Source organism: Bradyrhizobium sp. BR13661 (assembly GCF_029892425.1).
Lineage (GTDB): Bacteria > Pseudomonadota > Alphaproteobacteria > Rhizobiales > Xanthobacteraceae > Bradyrhizobium.
On sequence record NZ_JARXWB010000016.1, the window covers coordinates 116,738 to 135,184 of the forward strand.

General features: G+C 64.1%; 18 protein-coding genes. 12 read left to right on the forward strand and 6 right to left on the reverse strand.

Annotation, left to right across the window (positions count from 1 at the left end):
- Positions 1–22: 22 nt before the first annotated feature.
- From ykgO to M2427_RS25145, 3 genes are all read left to right on the forward strand, one after another.
- Positions 23–148, forward strand: coding sequence for a type B 50S ribosomal protein L36 (gene ykgO, locus M2427_RS25135; protein WP_006611362.1), 126 nt, complete (start codon positions 23–25; stop codon positions 146–148).
- A 124-nt stretch (positions 149–272) separates the two neighbouring features.
- Positions 273–911 (forward strand): tetratricopeptide repeat protein, encoded by a 639-nt coding sequence (locus M2427_RS25140; protein ID WP_280709453.1) that lies wholly within the window; start codon positions 273–275, stop codon positions 909–911.
- 114 nt (positions 912–1,025) lie between these two features.
- Entirely contained in the window at positions 1,026–1,286 is a 261-nt protein-coding gene (locus tag M2427_RS25145; protein WP_280709454.1) for a hypothetical protein, read from the forward strand.
- Here the strand turns inward: M2427_RS25145 and M2427_RS25150 are convergent.
- Positions 1,283–1,465: a hypothetical protein gene (locus tag M2427_RS25150; RefSeq protein ID WP_280709455.1), complete on the reverse strand. Its 183-nt coding sequence runs from the start codon at positions 1,463–1,465 to the stop codon at positions 1,283–1,285. The genes M2427_RS25145 and M2427_RS25150 overlap by 4 nt on opposite strands.
- 329 nt (positions 1,466–1,794) lie before the next feature.
- Here M2427_RS25150 and M2427_RS25155 point away from each other — a divergent pair, with 329 nt between their 5' ends.
- Positions 1,795–2,748: an alpha/beta hydrolase gene (locus tag M2427_RS25155; protein WP_280709456.1), complete on the forward strand. Its 954-nt coding sequence runs from the start codon at positions 1,795–1,797 to the stop codon at positions 2,746–2,748.
- A gap of 18 nt (positions 2,749–2,766) precedes the next feature.
- Here M2427_RS25155 and cycA read toward each other — a convergent pair whose 3' ends face one another.
- Positions 2,767–3,162, reverse strand: coding sequence for a cytochrome c-550 CycA (gene cycA, locus M2427_RS25160; protein ID WP_280709458.1), 396 nt, complete (start codon positions 3,160–3,162; stop codon positions 2,767–2,769).
- 256 nt (positions 3,163–3,418) lie between these two features.
- On the opposite strand from cycA, the gene M2427_RS25165 reads away from it, so the two are divergent.
- Together M2427_RS25165 and M2427_RS25170 are read left to right on the forward strand one after the other, a co-directional pair.
- Positions 3,419–4,912 carry an FAD-linked oxidase C-terminal domain-containing protein gene (locus M2427_RS25165; RefSeq protein WP_280709459.1) on the forward strand — a complete coding sequence of 498 codons (1,494 nt, stop codon included), beginning with the start codon at positions 3,419–3,421 and terminating at the stop codon, positions 4,910–4,912.
- A 27-nt stretch (positions 4,913–4,939) separates the two neighbouring features.
- Positions 4,940–5,173, forward strand: coding sequence for a hypothetical protein (locus M2427_RS25170; RefSeq protein ID WP_280709460.1), 234 nt, complete (start codon positions 4,940–4,942; stop codon positions 5,171–5,173).
- Here M2427_RS25170 and M2427_RS25175 read toward each other — a convergent pair.
- Positions 5,170–6,159, reverse strand: coding sequence for an alpha/beta hydrolase (locus tag M2427_RS25175; protein WP_280709461.1), 990 nt, complete (start codon positions 6,157–6,159; stop codon positions 5,170–5,172). The genes M2427_RS25170 and M2427_RS25175 overlap by 4 nt on opposite strands.
- Before the next feature lie 160 nt (positions 6,160–6,319).
- Between M2427_RS25175 and M2427_RS25180 the strand changes: the two genes are divergently transcribed.
- From M2427_RS25180 to M2427_RS25195, 4 genes are all read left to right on the forward strand, one after another.
- Entirely contained in the window at positions 6,320–7,558 is a 1,239-nt protein-coding gene (locus M2427_RS25180) for an FAD-binding protein (protein WP_280709463.1), read from the forward strand.
- Positions 7,555–8,877: a glycolate oxidase subunit GlcF gene (gene glcF, locus M2427_RS25185; protein ID WP_280709465.1), complete on the forward strand. Its 1,323-nt coding sequence runs from the start codon at positions 7,555–7,557 to the stop codon at positions 8,875–8,877. The genes M2427_RS25180 and glcF overlap by 4 nt, the downstream gene beginning before the upstream one ends.
- Before the next feature lie 70 nt (positions 8,878–8,947).
- The gene (locus M2427_RS25190; protein ID WP_280709467.1) at positions 8,948–9,316 is read left to right on the forward strand and encodes a histone; all 369 of its coding nucleotides are present in this window, start codon (positions 8,948–8,950) and stop codon (positions 9,314–9,316) included.
- 436 nt (positions 9,317–9,752) lie between these two features.
- Entirely contained in the window at positions 9,753–10,757 is a 1,005-nt protein-coding gene (locus M2427_RS25195; protein ID WP_280709468.1) for a TorF family putative porin, read from the forward strand.
- A 140-nt stretch (positions 10,758–10,897) separates the two neighbouring features.
- Here M2427_RS25195 and M2427_RS25200 read toward each other — a convergent pair whose 3' ends face one another.
- Positions 10,898–12,664 (reverse strand): ABC transporter ATP-binding protein/permease, encoded by a 1,767-nt coding sequence (locus M2427_RS25200; protein WP_280709469.1) that lies wholly within the window; start codon positions 12,662–12,664, stop codon positions 10,898–10,900.
- Positions 12,665–12,977: 313 nt separating this feature from the next.
- Between M2427_RS25200 and M2427_RS25205 the strand changes: the two genes are divergently transcribed.
- Both M2427_RS25205 and M2427_RS25210 read left to right on the forward strand, forming a co-directional pair.
- Positions 12,978–14,642 carry an L-lactate permease gene (locus M2427_RS25205; RefSeq protein ID WP_280709470.1) on the forward strand — a complete coding sequence of 555 codons (1,665 nt, stop codon included), beginning with the start codon at positions 12,978–12,980 and terminating at the stop codon, positions 14,640–14,642.
- 236 nt (positions 14,643–14,878) lie between these two features.
- Entirely contained in the window at positions 14,879–15,277 is a 399-nt protein-coding gene (locus M2427_RS25210; protein WP_280709471.1) for an META domain-containing protein, read from the forward strand.
- Between the two features lie 174 nt (positions 15,278–15,451).
- Here the strand turns inward: M2427_RS25210 and M2427_RS25215 are convergent, their stop codons facing one another.
- Both M2427_RS25215 and groL read right to left on the reverse strand, forming a co-directional pair.
- Positions 15,452–16,663 (reverse strand): hypothetical protein, encoded by a 1,212-nt coding sequence (locus M2427_RS25215; RefSeq protein WP_280709472.1) that lies wholly within the window; start codon positions 16,661–16,663, stop codon positions 15,452–15,454.
- A 131-nt stretch (positions 16,664–16,794) separates the two neighbouring features.
- The gene (gene groL / locus M2427_RS25220) at positions 16,795–18,426 is read right to left on the reverse strand and encodes a chaperonin GroEL (protein ID WP_280709473.1); all 1,632 of its coding nucleotides are present in this window, start codon (positions 18,424–18,426) and stop codon (positions 16,795–16,797) included.
- Positions 18,427–18,447 lie beyond the last annotated feature (21 nt).

Here is an 18,447-nt window from a genome sequence, read left to right on the forward strand (position 1 = left end):
TTCGAACGTTCAGGATTCTGCCATGAAGGTCCGTAACTCGTTGAAGTCGCTGCGCGGTCGCCATCGCGCCAACCGCCTGGTCCGCCGCAAGGGCCGGGTCTATGTGATCAACAAGGTGCAGCGCCGCTTCAAGGCTCGCCAAGGCTGATCAGTCAAAGGCTGATACTGCCCTCGCGGTCGCCTTAGCGCGCCCCCCGCAAGACCACGGTCTCACACGAGTTTGACGCCGCCTTTGCTTGGCAAGGGCGGCTTTGCGCGTTTAGACTTTGACGATGGCAGTGAGATTCCTTTTCGCACGCACGCTGTGTCTGGCCCTCCTTCTCGGCACGGTTGGCCTCGCGCCGGCGCTGGCGCTGGATGATCCGGCCCCGCCGGCGAAGCAGCAGAAGAAGCTGCCCGAGGCACCGGCCAAGCTGCCCAAGGCCGATCGCACCAAGAATCTGGATTTCCTGTTCGGCGCGCTGAAGGCGGCCCCCGACGACGTCAGCGCCAAGCATGTCGAGGCGCGGATCTGGGCGATCTGGCTGCAGACCCCGAGCGACACCGCCGCACTCCTGATGGCGCGGGCCAAGGCGGCCGTCGATGCGCAGAAGATCGACGTCGCGATCAAGTTGCTCGATTCCGTCATCAAGCTCCGGCCCGACTACATCGAAGCCTGGAACCGGCGCGCCACGCTCTATTACATGCAGAACGACTATGCCCGCTCGCTCGCCGACATTCGCGAGGTCCTGATCCGCGAGCCCCGTCATTTCGGCGCGCTCGCAGGGCTCGGCATGATCATGCAGGATGTCGGCGACGAGAAGCGCGCGCTCGATGCCTATCGCAAGGCGCTCGCCGTCAATCCGCACCTCGAGAAGATCCCCGAGCAGGTGAAGGCTTTGACCGAGAAGGTCGAAGGCCGCGACATCTAGCCTTTAAGTCGAGCGGTCGTGGCGCGGCGGGGTTAACCACGATCGGAAGCGCTGTGTCGCAAGGACTATTGTCGGCGCGGCCGCAGGTTTACCTGCATGGCAGGAGCAAAAGCCATGAAGCGTTTGATCTTTGCCTGCAGCTTGCTGTTGGCGTCGGGGACGATGAGCCTCGCCGACGGGCTGTTCTGGGTGGTCGGCAACCGCGCCACCGGCAAGTGTAACATCGTGACCAGCAACCCGGTCATCAATGGCGACATCTGGTTCGGCGACGGACCCTACAAGTCGAAGGACGACGCCAAGCTTGCGCGTTCGACCATCCGCGCCTGTCCCGCACTCACGCCGGAGGAGCAAAAGGCCGAGGACAGCGCCGGTTAGTGCAGGACGCTGGTGCCGCGCTCGGCAAGACCGCGATCAGCCGCCGCGGCGTAGGCCTTGGCGAGCTCGGTCTCGAGATGCTCGTTGATCAGCAGCAGCGCCCGCACGGCCCCGCGCAAATCGCCGTTGCAGCTTGCGACAATCTCGTCGATTGCCGTGTCGTTCGATCTGATGCTCATCGAAAATCCTCCGGTTCAAACCAGGACAATCCTGCCGGTCTTCCCTGCAACCCCTGAGGTTGCGAGGAGGGATCGGCGCCCACCCGCTTCCAAGTGGCGGAACCGACCGTGGCGATTATAAGGAAGGCGCGATGACGACTGCATGAAGCTGGTTCGTGGCTTATCTGTCCGGGGGCGCCGCCATTGATTCTGCTGGATTTTTTAGTTCGGCAATTATGCACATATCCACAGGGCGGCATTTTCAGTGGGGGCGCTGGGCCCCCTCGCGCGAAACTACCATCTGCGTTACGCGTAACTGCCATGTGCCCTGGATTATCCGGACTCTCTCCATGATTGTGTTGTCAGCCGTGACGGCGCTGGCCCTGCTGGCGCTGGTCACGCAGGCCGGCGTTCTTGCCGTGCAACGTTCTTTTCCGCCACAGGGCCGGATGATCGAGGTCGATGGTGCGACGCTCCATGTCGTCGACATCGGCCCGCGCGGAGGCCTGCCGATCGTGATGCTGCACGGTGCGAGCTCGAACCTCGAAGTGATGCGGCATCCGCTCGGCGAGATGCTCGCCGGGAACCATCGTGTCATCCTGATCGACCGCCCCGGCCACGGCTGGAGCACGCGTGCGCGCCTGCAGGATTCGACGCCGGATATCCAGGCGCGGATCATCGACGAGGCGCTTGGCAAGCTCGGGATCGATCGTGCCGTTTTCGTCGCGCATTCCTGGAGCGGCGCGCTCGGTGCGCGGCTGGCGCTCGATCACGCGAGCCGCGTTGCCGGCCTCGTGATGCTGGCGCCCGTCACCTATCCCTGGCGCGGCGGCGTCGGCCGCTACAACGAGATCATCGCGACACCGGTGATCGGCACGCTGCTCGCCTACACCATTACCCTGCCGCTGGGCTATTTCATCACGGGGTCCGGCGCGCGCGACGTCTTCCTGCCGCAGACGATGCCGGATGGTTTTGTGAAGGAGTCCGCGACGCCGCTCCTGCTGCGGCCGCGCGAATTTATCGCCAATGCCTATGATCTGGTGACGCTGAAGGCATCGGTGGCCGCGCAAGCGCCGCGCTACGGCGAGATCGGGGTGCCTGTGACGATCATCGCCGGCGAGCCCGACAAGACGGTGAAGACCGACATCCACGCGCGCCCGTTCGCTGCGACAGTGCCGAACACAAAGCTGATCGTGCTGCCCGATCTCGGCCACATGGTGCAGAACGCGGTGCCGGATCTCGTGAAGGCGGAGATCGAGACGATGATCAGGATGATCGCCCCGGTGCGGGCGGCCGCTGATTAGCGACCGCCTCTTGTCCGCTTATTGCTTGGTCTTCCCGTCCTTGTCGAACTGCGAGACGTAGGTCCAGAGATTGTTGATCTCGGTCTCGTTCTTGATGCCGGCGAACGCCATCTTGGTGCCGGGGATCTTGGCCTTCGGGTCCTTGATGTATTCCTTGAACTGCGCCTCGTTCCAGGTGATGCCGGAATTTTTGTTCGCATCGGAATAGTTGTAGTCGGGCGCGGTGCCGGACTTGCGGCCGTCGAGACCGTTGAGCTCGGGGCCGACCTTGTTCTTGGCGCCTTCGCCGATCGCATGGCAGGCCAGGCACTTGTTGAACGACGTCTTGCCGGCCGCGGCGTCCTGCGCCATCGCGCTGGTGGCCGTGGCAGTGACGGTGAGGATCATCAGCGCGCCAAAAGTCAGTTTTTTCATAGGGTGCTCTTCGTCTCTTTCCCGGTGGGGTCTCATTCGTCGGCAATCGTCGAACCTGCCGGTTTTGGCATGGCCCGCTCGGCTTGGACAAGCCACGAAACCATGACAGGTTTCATAGCTGCTTACTTGTCCCAGAGCGAACTGACCAGAGATCGTGGCTCCGACCTTCGTACGACCTACCTAAACCATCGCTGGCGTGATTGATTTGCCGTGATAAATCGACCGTTCGGAAGGATAATGCCGTGAAGGATATAACATGGCCATCATGATGCCTGCGAGCGACCAGGCCGTGCTTGCGCGCCGAGCGGAGATCGTTGCTGCATTGCGTGCCATCGTGCCCGGCGAGGGCGTGATCGACAGCGCGGCCGAGATGCGGGCCTATGAGTCCGACGGGCTGACCGCCTACCGGCAGCCGCCGATGGTCGTGGTGCTGCCCGACACCACCGAGCAGGTCTCGCTGGTCCTGAAATATTGTGCTGCGCAGGGCATCAAGGTGGTGCCGCGTGGCTCCGGCACGTCGCTGTCAGGCGGGGCGCTGCCGCTCGAGGACGGCGTGCTGCTCGGCCTCGGCAAGTTCAAGCGCATCCGCGAGATCGATTTCGACAACCGCGTCGTCGTCACCGAGCCTGGCGTCACCAATCTCGCGATCAGCCAGGCCGTTGCGCATGCCGGATTCTACTACGCGCCCGATCCGTCCTCGCAGATCGCCTGCTCGATCGGCGGCAATGTCGCGGAGAATTCCGGCGGCGTGCACTGCCTGAAATACGGCATGACCACCAACAACGTGCTCGGTTGCGAAATTGTCCTGATGAGCGGCGAGATCCTGCGCATCGGCGGCAAGGGCTGCGAGAATTCCGGCTACGATCTGATGGGCGTCATCACCGGCTCCGAAGGCCTGCTCGGCGTCATCACCGAGATCACGGTGCGCATCCTGCAAAAGCCGGAGACGGCGCGCGCGCTGATGGTGGGCTTTGCGCAAGTCGAGGCGGCCGGTGAATGCGTGGCGCGCATTATCGGCGCCGGCATCATTCCCGGTGGCATGGAGATGATGGACAAGCCGGCGATCCACGCGGCCGAAGCCTTCGTCCATGCCGGCTATCCGCTCGACGTCGAGGCGCTGCTGATCATCGAGCTCGACGGTCCCAAGATCGAGGTCGACGAGCTGATCAATCGCGTCGAGGCCATCGCGAATGCCTGCGGCTCGACCACCTGCCAGATCTCGACCTCGGAGGCCGAGCGCAATCTGTTCTGGGCGGGCCGCAAAGCGGCATTCCCTGCGGTGGGCCGCATCTCGCCCGACTATCTCTGCATGGACGGCACCATCCCGCGCGGGGCGCTGCCGAAGGCACTGGCGCGAATCCGCGAGCTCTCGGAAAAATACCAGCTCGGCTGCGCCAACGTGTTCCACGCCGGCGACGGCAATCTGCATCCGCTGATCCTCTACGATGCCAACAAGCCCGGCGAGATCGAGCGTGCCGAAGCCTTCGGCGCCGACATCCTGCGCGCCTGCGTCGAGTTTGGTGGCGTGCTCACCGGCGAGCATGGCGTCGGCATCGAGAAGCGCGATCTCATGCCCGACATGTTCACCGAGATTGACCTCAACCAGCAGCAGCGCCTGAAATGCGCCTTCGACGCGCAGGGCCTGCTCAATCCCGGAAAAGTGTTTCCGACCCTGCACCGCTGCGCCGAACTCGGCCGCATGCATGTGCATGCGGGGAAGGTGGCGTTTCCGGACATTCCGCGGTTCTGACGGCTGGACCTCCGACCTGGTGGCGGCGTGACGGACGTTTCGATTGACGCTACCGATGAAGCGCTGGCCGGGGCGCAGGCCCAACCGCGCCTCTCGTTCATCGACAACATCCGCTGGTCGATGATCATTCTCGTGCTGAGCATGCATGCGGCCGACACCTACTCGCCGTTCGGCAATTGGTACTATGTCGACCGGCAGGAGACGGGCTTCGGCACGGCCCTATTCTTCGGCATCTATCAGAGTTTTCTGCAGGCCTTCTAGTCCTCTGCGGCAATGTCATTGCCGGCCAGGAACGCGATACTCTCGCGCCAGAGTGCCGCTCTCATGACTTCCAGATGCATCAGGTGCGTTCCGCGGCTGATCTTGATGTCGCGCTTGCTGGGTGATCCGCTGAAGCTGCGAAACAACCATTCCGCATCGGCGTCTTTCAGCAGACTGTCCCATTCGCCGCGGATGATGGCGACCGGCGCCCGGACCCGCGACGGATCATAAGCGAGCTCGCCCCGCCATGCCTTGGCGATGTCGCTCGCCGGTCCCGTCGGGACCTTGACGCCAGCTGGATTGCGCGAGCGGCTGTCCGGATCGCTATCGAGGTAGCTCCTGCTCCAGGCGTCGAAATGCGTCCGCGACAGTACGGGCGGCTCATGGGCAGGGACATCCTCGACGAAGCGGTTCCATTGGTCCTCCGACGTGACGATACGCCAGGCCGGCAGCCGAGGCACTGCCTCGACGCTGACGGATTCGCGCCGGCTGATCGGCGCGAACAGCACGAGGCGATCGACCAGGGCGGGGTGCTCTCCGGCAAAGAGGCTTGCCGGCATCGAGCCCCAGGAGTGCGCGATCAGCGACAGTGTCCCGGTGCCGCGGTGGCCGAGAATGAATGCCGCGGCCGCCGCGAGTTGTAGAGCTGCATCGGGCGCAGTGCAAAGCGGCGGGTTTTCGAGAGCTGGCTTGTCCATCTCGGGATAGCGGTCGGATTCGCCGTAGCCGTAGAAGTCCAGGCCCCAGACGTCGAAGCCCGCCTCGCAAAGTGCGTCGCGCCAGGACGTGCCGTCGAACCGGTGCGCGATCGAGAGCGCGGAAGGAAACGTCGCGCCGTGGACGTAAAGCACGGCACGACGGGACGGCTGGCTCGCCTCGGCCGCCGGCAGCAGGCTCAGGAACAGCGACATTCTCTCGCACGGACCAGAAATTCGGAAGTGCTGCTCGAGGTGATCGAGCTTCGGGGTGATTGGACGATGGGTCATGGCGTTTCTCGGTCGCGATCGGCACGACCTTGTAGCGGCGGACCAGCAGGTTTGGTTCGCCGGCGATCGAAGTGTCGATGTTCTGCCGCGGAGCCGACGCGGCCAGCCGGCGGCACGCCGCATTTGATTTTGGGATCAAATTTCGATACCCGCTAGAGGTGTGGATACGCTCAGGGTCAGAGACGCCAAAGACGTCGAAGAGGTGGTGCGCGCGGCGATTGCCAACGAGCAGCCGATCGAGATCATCGGTCATGGCAGCAAGCGCAGCATTGGCCACGCCATGGCGACCAACGCCGTGCTCGACCTCTCCGCGCTGAATGCCGTCACCTCCTACGAACCGAACGAGCTCATCGTCACACTCCAGGCCGGCGCGCCGCTGGCCGACGTGCTGTCGCTGATCGATGCCAAGAACCAGCATTTCGCCTTCGAGCCTGTCAATACCGCGCCGCTGCTGGGCACGCCGGCGCTTGGAACCATCGGCGGCATGATCGCTTCCGGGCTCGCAGGCCCGCGCCGGATCAGGGCGGGTGGTGCGCGCGACCATCTCCTCGGCGCGCACGCCGTCTCCGGCTTCGGCGACAGCTTCAAGACCGGCGGCAAGGTGGTGAAGAACGTCACGGGTTACGACCTCTGCAAGCTGCTGGCGGGGTCCTGGGGCACGCTGTCGGTGATGACCGAGGTGACGCTGAAGGTGATGCCCAAGCCGGAAGCCGAGCGGACGCTGCTGCTACGCGGGCTCGACGATGCCGTCGCCAACAAGGCGATGACCGCGGCCCTCGGCTCGCCTTACGATGTGTCGGCCGCCGCGCATCTGCCGAAATCGGCGTTCCGGGCCAGGACCGACGGGCTTGGCGATGTCGCCGGCGAGGGCGAGGCGGTGACCGTGCTGCGGCTCGAGGGCATCACGGCCTCCGCCAGCCATCGCGCGACCTCGCTGCGCGAATTGCTGGCGCCGTTTGGAACCGCGACCCTCATCGAGGATGATACGTCGTCCGCGCTGTGGGACACGATACGCGACATCCTGCCATTCGCGGCCAGCGGCGTACTCGGCGCCTGGCCGGTGTGGCGCATCGTCTGCCCACCGGCCTCGGGCGCTGCTCTCGGCACGCAATTGGCGCGCGAGACCGGCGGTGACGTGATCTATGACTGGGGCGGCGGCCTGATCTGGGCGGCGGTGCCACCGAAGAGCGATGCGCATGCGCCAAGCGTGCGCCAGCGCGCCGATGCGTTTGGCGGACATGCCACGCTGATCCGGGCTGCTGAGGACGTCAGGCGCGGCGTCGACGTGTTCCACCCGCAGGCTTCAGGCATTGCCGCCCTCAGCGAGCGGGTCCGCGCCAGTTTCGACCCGAAGTCCATCCTCAACCGGGGACGGTTGACGCGAGGCGCCACGGTATGAAGACCGAATTCTCACTCGCGCAACTCGCCGACCCCGACATTGCGGAAGCCGACAAGATCCTGCGCGCCTGCGTCCATTGCGGCTTTTGCACCGCGACCTGCCCGACCTATGTCCTGCTCGGCGACGAGCTCGATAGCCCGCGCGGCCGCATCTATCTGATCAAGGAGATGCTGGAAAAGGACCAGGCGCCAACGGCCGAAGTGGTCAAGCATGTCGATCGCTGCCTGTCGTGCCTGGCTTGCATGACGACGTGCCCCTCCGGCGTGAACTATATGCACCTTGTCGACCAGGCCCGGGTCAGGATCGAGCAGCGCTATCAGCGGCCGCTCGCCGAGCGGCTGTTGCGCCAGGTGCTGGCCTTCGTGCTGCCCGACCCGCAGCGCTTTCGCATCAGCATGCAGCTGGCGCGGCTGGCCCGGCCCTTCGCTGTTTTCCTGCCGACCCCGCGACCCTCGGCTACACCAGGCCTGATCCAGCGCCTGAAGGCGATGCTGGCGCTGGCTCCCGGCCGGCTGCCCGCGCGTGGGGCCCTTCCGGGCAGCGTGTTCGCAGCGCTCGGCAAGAAGCGCGGCCGGGTCGCCCTGCTTCAGGGCTGTGCCCAGCAGGTGCTGGCGCCGCGCATCAACCAGGCGGCCATCAACCTGCTCACCCGCCACGGCATCGAGGTCGTCCTGGTCAGGGACGAGCAATGCTGCGGCGCGCTCACCCATCACCTCGGGCACGACGGGGATGCTCTGGCGCGGGCCCGCGCCAACGTCACGGCGTGGCAGAGGGAAGCGGCCGGCGAGGGGTTGGACGCCATCCTGGTGACTGCGTCCGGCTGCGGCACCGTGATCAAGGACTACGGCTATCTGCTGCGCGAGGATCAAGCCTTCGCAGCCGATGCGGCAAGGGTGTCCGCACTCGCGAAGGACATCACCGAATACGTCGCAAGCCTCGGACTTGAACCTCGCACGCGGCAGGACAACATCGTCGTCGCCTATCACTCCGCATGTTCGTTGCAGCACGGGCAGAAAATCACGGGCCTTCCGAAAGAATTGCTTTCCAAGAATGGATTCGTGGTGAAAGATGTGCCGGAGAGCCATTTGTGTTGCGGTTCGGCGGGGACCTACAACATTCTCCAGCCCGAGCTTGCGGGCAGGTTGCGCGATCGCAAGGTCGCCAACATCGCAAGCGTCAAGCCGGACATGATTGCCGCAGGCAATATCGGCTGCATGGTGCAGATTGCCAGTGGCACGTCAGTTCCGGTCGTACACACGATTGAGCTTCTCGATTGGGCTACGGGCGGGTCGCGGCCGGCGTCGAACACGTCGCACTGAGCTTTCGTCCGGAGGTGACGGCTGAAGGATGCCCGATCGACCATTGTTCGGCGGCAACAGGAGGACCACGATGGCGAAAGCGAGCAAGAAGAAAAGCAAGAAGGCCAAAAAGGCCAAGAAGGTTGTAGCGGCGAAGAAGGCGACGAAGAAGAAGGCGGCCAAGAAGAAGGCGGCCAAGAAGTCAGCAAAGAAGGCCGCGAAGAAATCGGCCAAGAAGGCTGCACCGAAGAAGGTCGCCAAGAAGGCCAAGAAGGCTGCGGCAAAGAAAGCGGCGCCGAAGACAGCCGCAAAGAAAGCAGCACCGAAGAAGGCGAAGGCAGCTCCCGCGCCGAAGCCGGCGGCTCCAATAGCGGCGCCGGCCCCCGAGCCCGCTGCCGAGACAAGCTGGGCGATGCCTTCGTCTTCTGCGGATCCGACGCCGGCCGAAGGGCAAGGCTAGCCCGAAGGGGGTGGCCAAGCCAGGGTTCGGGCTTGAGCCGCAGGCCGGGTCCAGCCCTCGACCGGGATTTACTAAGCGAAGGCCGCAGCGGTGACGCTGCGGCCTTTTTGCATCGCCCGCCAGGGCTGTCGGAGGCTGCCCGTTTTTGAGTCAGTTGATTCGTAGCGCGCCGGCCACGGAGCCTCGGGCCTCCGTAGTACCCCGGGCTCTGCTGTGCACTTTGGTGTGAAAATAATGTGATCGAGAAGCAACACCAGCCGACAACCTTTCGTGGAATCGCTGGAATGCCCAAAAAGTCGGCAGATGCTTTCGTTTTTTGCTTCTCGCTTGAGGTCCTTCCCTCCAGATTGCCGCTGTAAAGCAATTTGCAGTCAGGTCGTACGCCCCGGGGGGCTTCCGGGAATCCGACTGGGTGGAACTGGTGATGGGGATCGAAATGAAAAAAGTAACTTTGTTGGCAACGGCGCTGGCAATGGTGACGGGCTCGGCTTTCGCGGCGGATCTGCATGTGAAGGCATTGAAGGCTCCTCCGCCGCCCGCATTCGATCCCTGGGATATCGCCTTCGGCGGCGCGATCATGAGCGACTACATCTTCCGCGGCGTGACCCAGTCGAACCACCAGCCTTCGGTCGCCGCCTATTTCGAGCCCCGCTACAACATCAACAAGGACCTGCAGCTGTACGCCGGCGTGTCGGCGGAGAGCATCTCCTTCGCCAACCGCGCTGCGGCTGAAGTCGACGTCTACGGCGGTATCCGTCCGACCTTCGGCGCCTTCGCCTTCGATGTTGGTATCTGGGGCTACCTGTATCCGGGCGGAAGCTGCGCCGACAACGTGCTCGCGGCCGGCAACATCCCCGGCGGCGGCGTTTGCCCCGTCAGCACCACGACCATCTTCCTCGCCGACGGCAACGTCATGAAGAAGAACGTCAGCTTCTTCGAAGTCTACGGCAAGGTGAACTACACCATCAACGACAACTGGTCGGTCGGCGTGAACGAGTACTACTCGCCGAACTTCCTGAACTCGGGCGCTTGGGGCGACTACGCGTCGGTGACCGCGAAGTGGACCGCACCGGGCACGATCTTCGGCACTTCCGGCGTCGGCATGTACGTGTCGGGTGAGTTCGGCCGTCAGTGGCTCGGCACCTCGGATGCCTTCTACGGCATTCCCGGAACGATCTATGCCAACGGCATTCCCTACAAGAGCTACAACACCTGGAACCTCGGCGTCGGCTTCACCTACAAGGTGTTCACGCTGGATCTGCGTTACTCCGGCACCGACCTGAACAAGGGTGATTGCAACGCCTTCACCAGCGCCTTCAACGCCACCGGCACCACCAGCGTCACCCCGATCAATCCGGCCGGCGCTGGCTCCAACTGGTGCGGCTCGGCGGGTATCGCCAAGCTGTCCTTCGACCTGACGGCGATGACCAACCTGAAGTAAGTTTTGTCCCGAGACGACTAACAAGGGCGGCAGAGCAATCTGCCGCCCTTTTGTTTTGGGGGGGATGGAGACCCACGGTGCGGGTAGAGAGCCGGCGGGTTGCTACAAGCTCCAATGACGAGGCCTGAGCTGGGGCCGCCTCAGCGCGCCACACTCCGCTCCGGCTCGGCCGGTGCCTCGCCATCGGCCAGCACGTGAATCATGCCGTTCTTCACCATCGTCACCTTGCGGGTGTGGAAGGCATCGAGCGTCGAGCGGTGACCAATCGAGACGATGGTAGCCTGCGGCAGCTTCTCCGTCAGCAGCCGGTACAGCCGGGCCTCGGACGGCTCGTCGAGGGAGGCGGTGGCCTCGTCGAGGAACAAATAGTCCGGCATATGCAACAGCGCGCGGGCAAGCCCCAGGCGCTGCTGCTCGCCGAGCGATAGCATCCGGTTCCAGTGGCCGTCCTCGCCGAGCCGCTCGGCGAGATCGGGCAGGCCGACGGCGATGACGGCATCCCGGATCCTAGCCGCCTGGAAGGCACCGGGTGCTGACGGATAGATCACCGCATCACCCAGCGCACCGACCGGGAAATAGGGGCGTTGCGGCAGCATCATCAGCTTCGCCTGCGCGGGGATGTCGATGGTGCCGGTACCGAACGGCCAGATGCCGGCGATGGCTCGGAACAGCGTCGACTTGCCGGAGCCCGACGGTCCGGTCACGAGCACGCGCTCGGGCGTCCGGATGGCGAAGCCGTCGGCCGCCACCAGCGGCTTGCCGTTGGGCAGATACACGCACAGCTTCTCGAGGCCGACATTGCGGCTGCCGTCTGCCGCCTTGAGTTCGATCGTGGCCTCATGCGCCGGCAGATTTACCGCCGACTTGACCGACATCTCGAAGCCGTCGAGACGCGCGACAATCGCGCGCCATTCGGCGAGAGTGCGATAGGCCGAGACGAAAAAGGACAGCGCATCCTGCACTTGGCCAAAGGCCGATCCGGTCTGCATCATGTCGCCGAGCTGGATTTTCTTGGCGACGAAGTACGCCGGTGCGACCACAACATAGGGAAAGATCACCGCGGCTTGACTGTAGCTTGACGTGAAAGCGGTCAGGCGCTTGGTCCGGCTCATCATCGCGTACCAGTTGCCGATGACCAGACCAAATCGATGCAGCAGATGCCCTCGCTCCGCGTTCTCTCCCTTCATGAGTGCGATCTGTTCGGAATTTTCGCGCACGCGGACCAGGTTGAAGCGGAAGTCGGCCTCATAGCGCTGCTGCTCGAACATAATGTTGACGAGCGGGGCACCGATCCAATGCGTCAGCGCCGTACCCACTATCGCGTAGGCCAGCGCACACCAGACCAGAAAACCAGGGATGACGATATCAGTGCCGTAAAGGTGCAGTGGAGCCTTGTTCGACAGTCCCCAGAGGATGACAACGAACGAGGCCAGCGTTACGATCGACGACAGCAGGCCGAGGCCGATGCTTAGCGTCTGCTCGACGAAATTCTTGACGTCCTCGGTGATGCGCTGATCCGGGTTGTCGGCGGCGTCGCCCTTGAGCTGCATCCGATAGTGCGTGGCGCCATCGAGCCATTCGCCGAGATAGTGCTTCGTCAGCCATTGCCGCCAGCGAATCTGCAGCCATTGGTTGAGGTAGAGCTTGTAGACGGCGAGCGCGATGAAGACGGACGCCAGGCCGAGAAAGATCCAGATCTCCCTGACGAACCGATCCAGATCGTATTCCTGGATTGCCGTGAAAAACCGGTTCTGCCACTGGCTGACGAGCACGTTGATCGCGACGAGTGCCAGCTCCATCGCCACGACGACGGCAAGCAGGCCGCGGCCAGCCCATTTGTCCTCTGACCGGAAATAGGGGATGGCGATTCGCCAGACGGTCGCGAGCGTGGCGCGGATGTTGTTCACAGAGGGAGATCTCCTGAAGGATATTTACAGCGGCCCTGAAGCCAAGCGGCTGAAGCCATGGCAGAAAAGGGCGCGATTAGACTAAAGTCGCAAGTTCTGCAATTTGCGTTGGCGAGCCGCAGCTTGCAACCCTAGCATGGGCACAACGGCGTGGGGTGGGGACCTCCAGATTTTCGCGAGCTTGTGAGCAGGCGGGAACCGCGGCTCTCGCGAGGAATTCGCGTCCAACTCGGGGGTTATCGCTTCCAACGCCAAGCAGGTCCGGCTGTCCACGCGGGCCGCCTGCCGTACACATGCGTGGGGGAGGAAGACCATGTGGAATCAAATCTATGATCCGTTGCACAGCCCCGTGCTGTCGACGATCGCGGCGGCCATACCCGTCGTCACGCTGCTGGTCCTGATCGCGAGCGGACGCGTTCAGGCACACATCGCGGCCGTCATCGCCGTGATCGTGACCAATCTGATCACGATTTTCGTTTTCACCATGCCGGTGAACATGTCGATCCGCGCCTCGATCCTCGGCATCGTGACCGGCTTCTTCCCGATCGGCTGGATCGTCCTCAACGTCATCTTCCTCTACCAGGTGACGGTCACGACCGGGCGGTTCGAGCTGTTGAAGCGGGCAGTCGGCGGGGTCACCGAGGACCGGCGGCTGCAATTGCTGTTGATCGCGTTTTCGTTCGGCGCCTTCTTCGAGGGCGCCTCGGGCTTCGGCACGCCGGTGGCGATCACCGGCGCCGTTCTGATCGGCCTCGGCTTCTCGCCGCTTGCGGCCTCCGGCCTGTCGCTGATCGCCAACACCGCCCCGGTCGCCTATGGCGCGCTGGGCACGCCGATCCAGGGCCTCGCCTCGGTCACCGGGCTCGATCCCTACATCTTGGGTGCGATGGTCGGCCGACAATTGCCGTTCTTCTCGCTGATCGTGCCGTTCTGGGTGGTGTGGGCCTTCGCTGGCTGGAAGGGCATGAAGGACGTCTGGCCGGCGATCCTCGTCACCGGCGTCTCCTTCGCGATCCCGCAATTCGTGATCTCGAACTACGTCAATCCCTGGATCGTCGACATCGGTGCGTCGCTGATCTCGATGGGCGCGCTGATCCTGTTCCTGAGGGTCTGGCAGCCGAGGCAGCTCTGGCTGTCGCCGGCGTTGCGCGGACACGATGAATCCGCGGCGACCATGGCCACGGCCAAGCCAATCGACAAGACGCCGCTGACGCAAGGCGAGCTCTTCAGCGCGCTGCTGCCGTGGATCATCGTCTGCGTCGTCATGCTGATCTGGGGTAACGGTGGCTTCAAGACCTGGGCGAACTCGATCTTCGTCTGGAACTATCCCGTCCCCGAGCTGCACCAGATGATCAACAAGATGCCGCCGGTCGCGCCGGGGCCGACCAAGGAAGCGGCGGTGTTCGGCTTCACCTATCTGTCCTTCACCGGCAGTGGCATGCTGATCGCAGCGATCATCTCCGGCGTCCTGATGGGCGTTGGTCCTGTCAGGCTCTTGGTTGAATACGGCCGCACCATCCGGCTCTGCGCGATCTCGCTGATCACGATCTCGGCGATGCTCGCGATCGGCACGCTGACGCGTCTCTCCGGCGTCGACGCGACGCTGGGTCTCGCCTTTGCCGCAACCGGCGTGCTCTATCCCTTCTTCGGCACGCTGCTCGGCTGGCTCGGCGTGGCGCTGACGGGGTCGGATACGTCCTCGAACATCCTGTTCGGCAACCTCCAGAAGATCACGTCCCAGCAGCTCGGCCTGTCGCCGATCCTGATGGGCGCGGCGAACTCCTCGGGCGGCGTCATGGGCAAGATGATCGACGCGCAGTCGATCGTGGTCGCCTCGACCGCGACCAACTGGTACGGCCACGAGGGCACGATCCTGCGCTTCGTGTTCTGGCACTCGATCGTGCTGGCCTGCCTCGTCGGCGTGCTCGTGACGTTGCAAGCCTACGTCTATCCGTTCACGGAGCTCGTGCTGAAGTAGCAGGCGGCGCTGGTCTGGACACAAATCCCCGCGGGATTGTCCCGCGGGGATTTTTGTGACCGGAGCCGACGAGCCTTCTCAAAGGCTTTGCCGTCTTATAAGAGCGTTTTCGAGCGAAGTGGATACCGGTTCGCGTCAAGAAGACGCGTCAAAACTAGAATCTAGAGCCCCGTTCCGATTCCATCGGAACGGAAATGGCTCTAGAAGACCCGGCAAATCGCCGGTCGAGAGGTCTCATGGTGTCGATGAAGCGGATGGTGTGTGCGGGGGTCGCGGTGCTGTCGATGTCGGTTGCCGCGAAGGCCGAGGACGGCTTTCCCTTCGGCACCGAGATGACGCTGGAGGCCGTGCCGCAGCCCGGCTCGAAGCGTATTCCGAACATCGAGATCGGGGACAATGGCGAGGTCGTGCTCGAGCTCTGGTGCAAGGGCGGCAAGGGCCAGTTCTCGGTGGCCGGCAACACCGTGATCTTCGTGCCCGGCCAAATTCAGGATCGCTCCTGTCCACCGGCAAGAGCCCAGGCCGACGACGACCTCGTCGCGGCGCTCGCCGCCGTCGAGACCTGGAAGCGCCAGGGCGACTTCCTCACGCTGATCGGCCCAAAGACGCTGCGGTTTCGGGCGAACGGGAATTGACCCACGCGTGTCCCGGACAAGGGGCAACGCCTAAGCGATGCGCCGCAGAGCCGGGACCCAGTGTATCCGCGATCTCGCTTGCAGCTTCTGGGCTCCGGCTCTGCAGCGCCTAAAGCGCGTTTACGCGCGTCTTCGACGCGCTATGGCGCTGCGTCCGGGGCACGAGAGCTCAGCTCACTTCCACACCGATTTGTCGGCATCCCAGCGCTGGCCCTTCAGCTCCTTGGCGAGCGCCTCGATCGAGCCGTTGTCGTCGGGCTGGTCGCCTTCCTCGTCGGCTGCGGCCTCGTCGGAGACGTTGAGCTTCGCGCCCGTGCTCTCGTCGGTAGTCGTCGTCGACGGGCTGCCGATCCAGACCATCAGCTTGTCGGTCGCCCCCGGCTTGTCGGCGGAGACGAGACCCGCAACCTCGATCGTGTCGGTGAGCTCGAGCGCCGGAAAATCCTGGTTCGGCCGCTTGAAGACGAGCTTGAGCTTGCCGGTTGAGGGGCTGAAGCTCTGCATAATAGGCTTCGCCGCAAGCGTCTTGCTCAGCACGCCGGCCACGGCGGTGGCGAGCTTGTCGCGGTTGATCTTGTCGCCGTCGCGCCAGTCGGCGGCGGTGATGCGGATGGTGCGGTCCATCTCCGTGAGCCCTGCGGTCCAGCCGACAGCCGTGACGCCCGGCATCGCCTTGAACTTCGCGAGCAGCGCGGCGGCGCGCTCGGGATCGACCGACATGTTGACGGTCTGCTCGCCGGCGCGCAGCGCGTCGCAGCCGACCGACAGGCTTGCAAGCGTCACCTCGACGTCCTGGCCCTTCAGGCTCTTCAGGAAGTCGGTCGCATTATCGAGCTTGACCTTGACCGCGATCGCCTCCGGCGAGACTTCGGTAAAATCCTTCGGCTGCGGCGTGATGCCGTCGTCGCTGGTCTGGTTGTCGAGAAATTCCTTCTCGCTGAGATCGGCATTGTCGGGCGAGGTCACCTCGGTCACGGCCCCGCCGATGCCGATCTGGCCGCGGAACTCGAACGTGTCGCCGGTGGGCTTGCGGGTGAGCTTGACCGTGACGGGCGCCTTCGCGCCGAGGCTCGTGGTCGTGCCGGTCAACGTCTGGCCGGAGACCTGGAGATTGACGACGAAGCGGTCCTTGCGATCGGAATTCTTCGCCACCGGATAGCAAACGTCGAGTGTGGCCGCGGTGACCGTCTTGCCCTGCCGCGTCTCCTTCAGGATGACGTCGGCATTGCCGTCCATCAGTCCGTCGATCGAGGTGAAATAGCGCGTTTCCGTGCCGCCCGGCGCCGTGGCCTTCGGCGACAGCTTCATCTGGGCTGAGGCGACCTCAGGCGAAACGACAAGCAAAGCGGCCAAGAGAGCTGTCGAGCAAACCAGAAGCGCGCGCATTGACGGAATCCTCAAATCAGAATCGGGCGCCACCGTAGTGGATTTTGGCTGCCGGTTGAAGCGCAGGCCAGTATCGGCAAAAAAGAAGGCCGCCCGGAGGCGGCCTTCGCAACGCTGTCGATGAGATGGGCTCAGAAGCCGCCCATGCCGCCGCCGGCGGGCATCGCGGACGGGGCGTCCTTCTTCGGGGCTTCGGCGACCATGGCCTCGGTGGTCACGAGGAGGCCGGCCACGGAGGAGGCGTCCTGCAGCGCGGTGCGCACCACCTTGGCGGGGTCGATGATGCCCTTCTCGATCATGTCGACGTATTCCTCGGTCTGGGCGTCGAAGCCGAACGTCTCGGACTTGTTCTCGAGGATCTTGCCGACAACGATCGAGCCCTCGACGCCGGCATTCTCCGAGATCTGGCGGATCGGAGCTTCCAGCGCCTTCAGCACGATGTTGATGCCGGCCTGCACGTCGGCATTGGCATTGGTGAGACGGCCGACCGCCTTCTTGGCGCGCAGCAGCGTTACGCCGCCGCCGGGGACGATGCCTTCCTGCACCGCGGCGCGGGTGGCGTTGAGCGCGTCCTCGACACGGTCCTTCTTCTCCTTGACCTCGATCTCGGTCGCGCCGCCGACGCGGATCACCGCGACGCCGCCGGCGAGCTTGGCGAGGCGCTCCTGCAGCTTCTCACGGTCGTAGTCCGAGGTGGTCTCCTCGATCTGGGCCTTGATCTGGCCGACGCGGGCCTCGATGTCAGGCTTCTTGCCGGCGCCCTTGACGATCGTGGTGTTCTCCTTGTCGATCACGACCTTGCCGGCGCGGCCCAGCATCTTCACCGTGACGTTCTCGAGCTTCATGCCGAGGTCTTCGGAGATCAGCTGGCCACCGGTCAGGATCGCGAGGTCTTCCAGCATGGCCTTGCGGCGATCACCGAAGCCCGGCGCCTTGACGGCGGCAACCTTGAGGCCGCCACGCAGACGGTTGACCACGAGGGTGGCGAGTGCCTCACCCTCGACGTCCTCGGCGATGATGACGAGCGGCTTGCCCGACTGCACCACGGCTTCCAGCACCGGCAGCATGGCCTGCAGGCCGGACAGCTTCTTCTCGTGCAGGAGGATGTAGGCGTCCTCGAGCTCGGCGGTCATCTTCTCGGGGTTGGTGACGAAGTAGGGGCTGAGATAGCCGCGGTCGAACTTCATGCCCTCGACGATGTCGACTTCGGTGTCGAGCGACTTGTTCTCCTCGACGGTGATGACGCCCTCGTTGCCGACCTTCTGCATCGCCTGGGCAATCATCTTGCCGATGGCGGCATCGCCGTTGGCTGAGATGGTGCCGACCTGGGCGACCTCGGAAGAGGCGGCAACCGGCTTGGCGCGCTTCTCGATGTCCTTGATGACGGCCTGGACCGCGGTGTCGATGCCGCGCTTGAGGTCCATCGGGTTCATGCCGGCGGCAACGGCCTTGGCGCCTTCGCGCACGATGGCCTGGGCCAGCACGGTCGCGGTGGTGGTGCCGTCGCCGGCGAGGTCGTTGGTCTTGGAGGCGACCTCACGCACCATCTGGGCGCCCATGTTCTCGAACTTGTCCTCGAGCTCGATCTCCTTGGCGACGGTGACGCCGTCCTTGGTGATGCGGGGCGCGCCGAACGACTTCTCAATGACGACGTTGCGGCCCTTCGGACCGAGCGTCACCTTGACGGCGTTGGCGAGAATGTCGACGCCGCGCAGCATGCGATCGCGCGCGTCTCCGGAAAATTTGACGTCCTTGGCAGCCATGGTCTGCAATCCCTGTTTGTC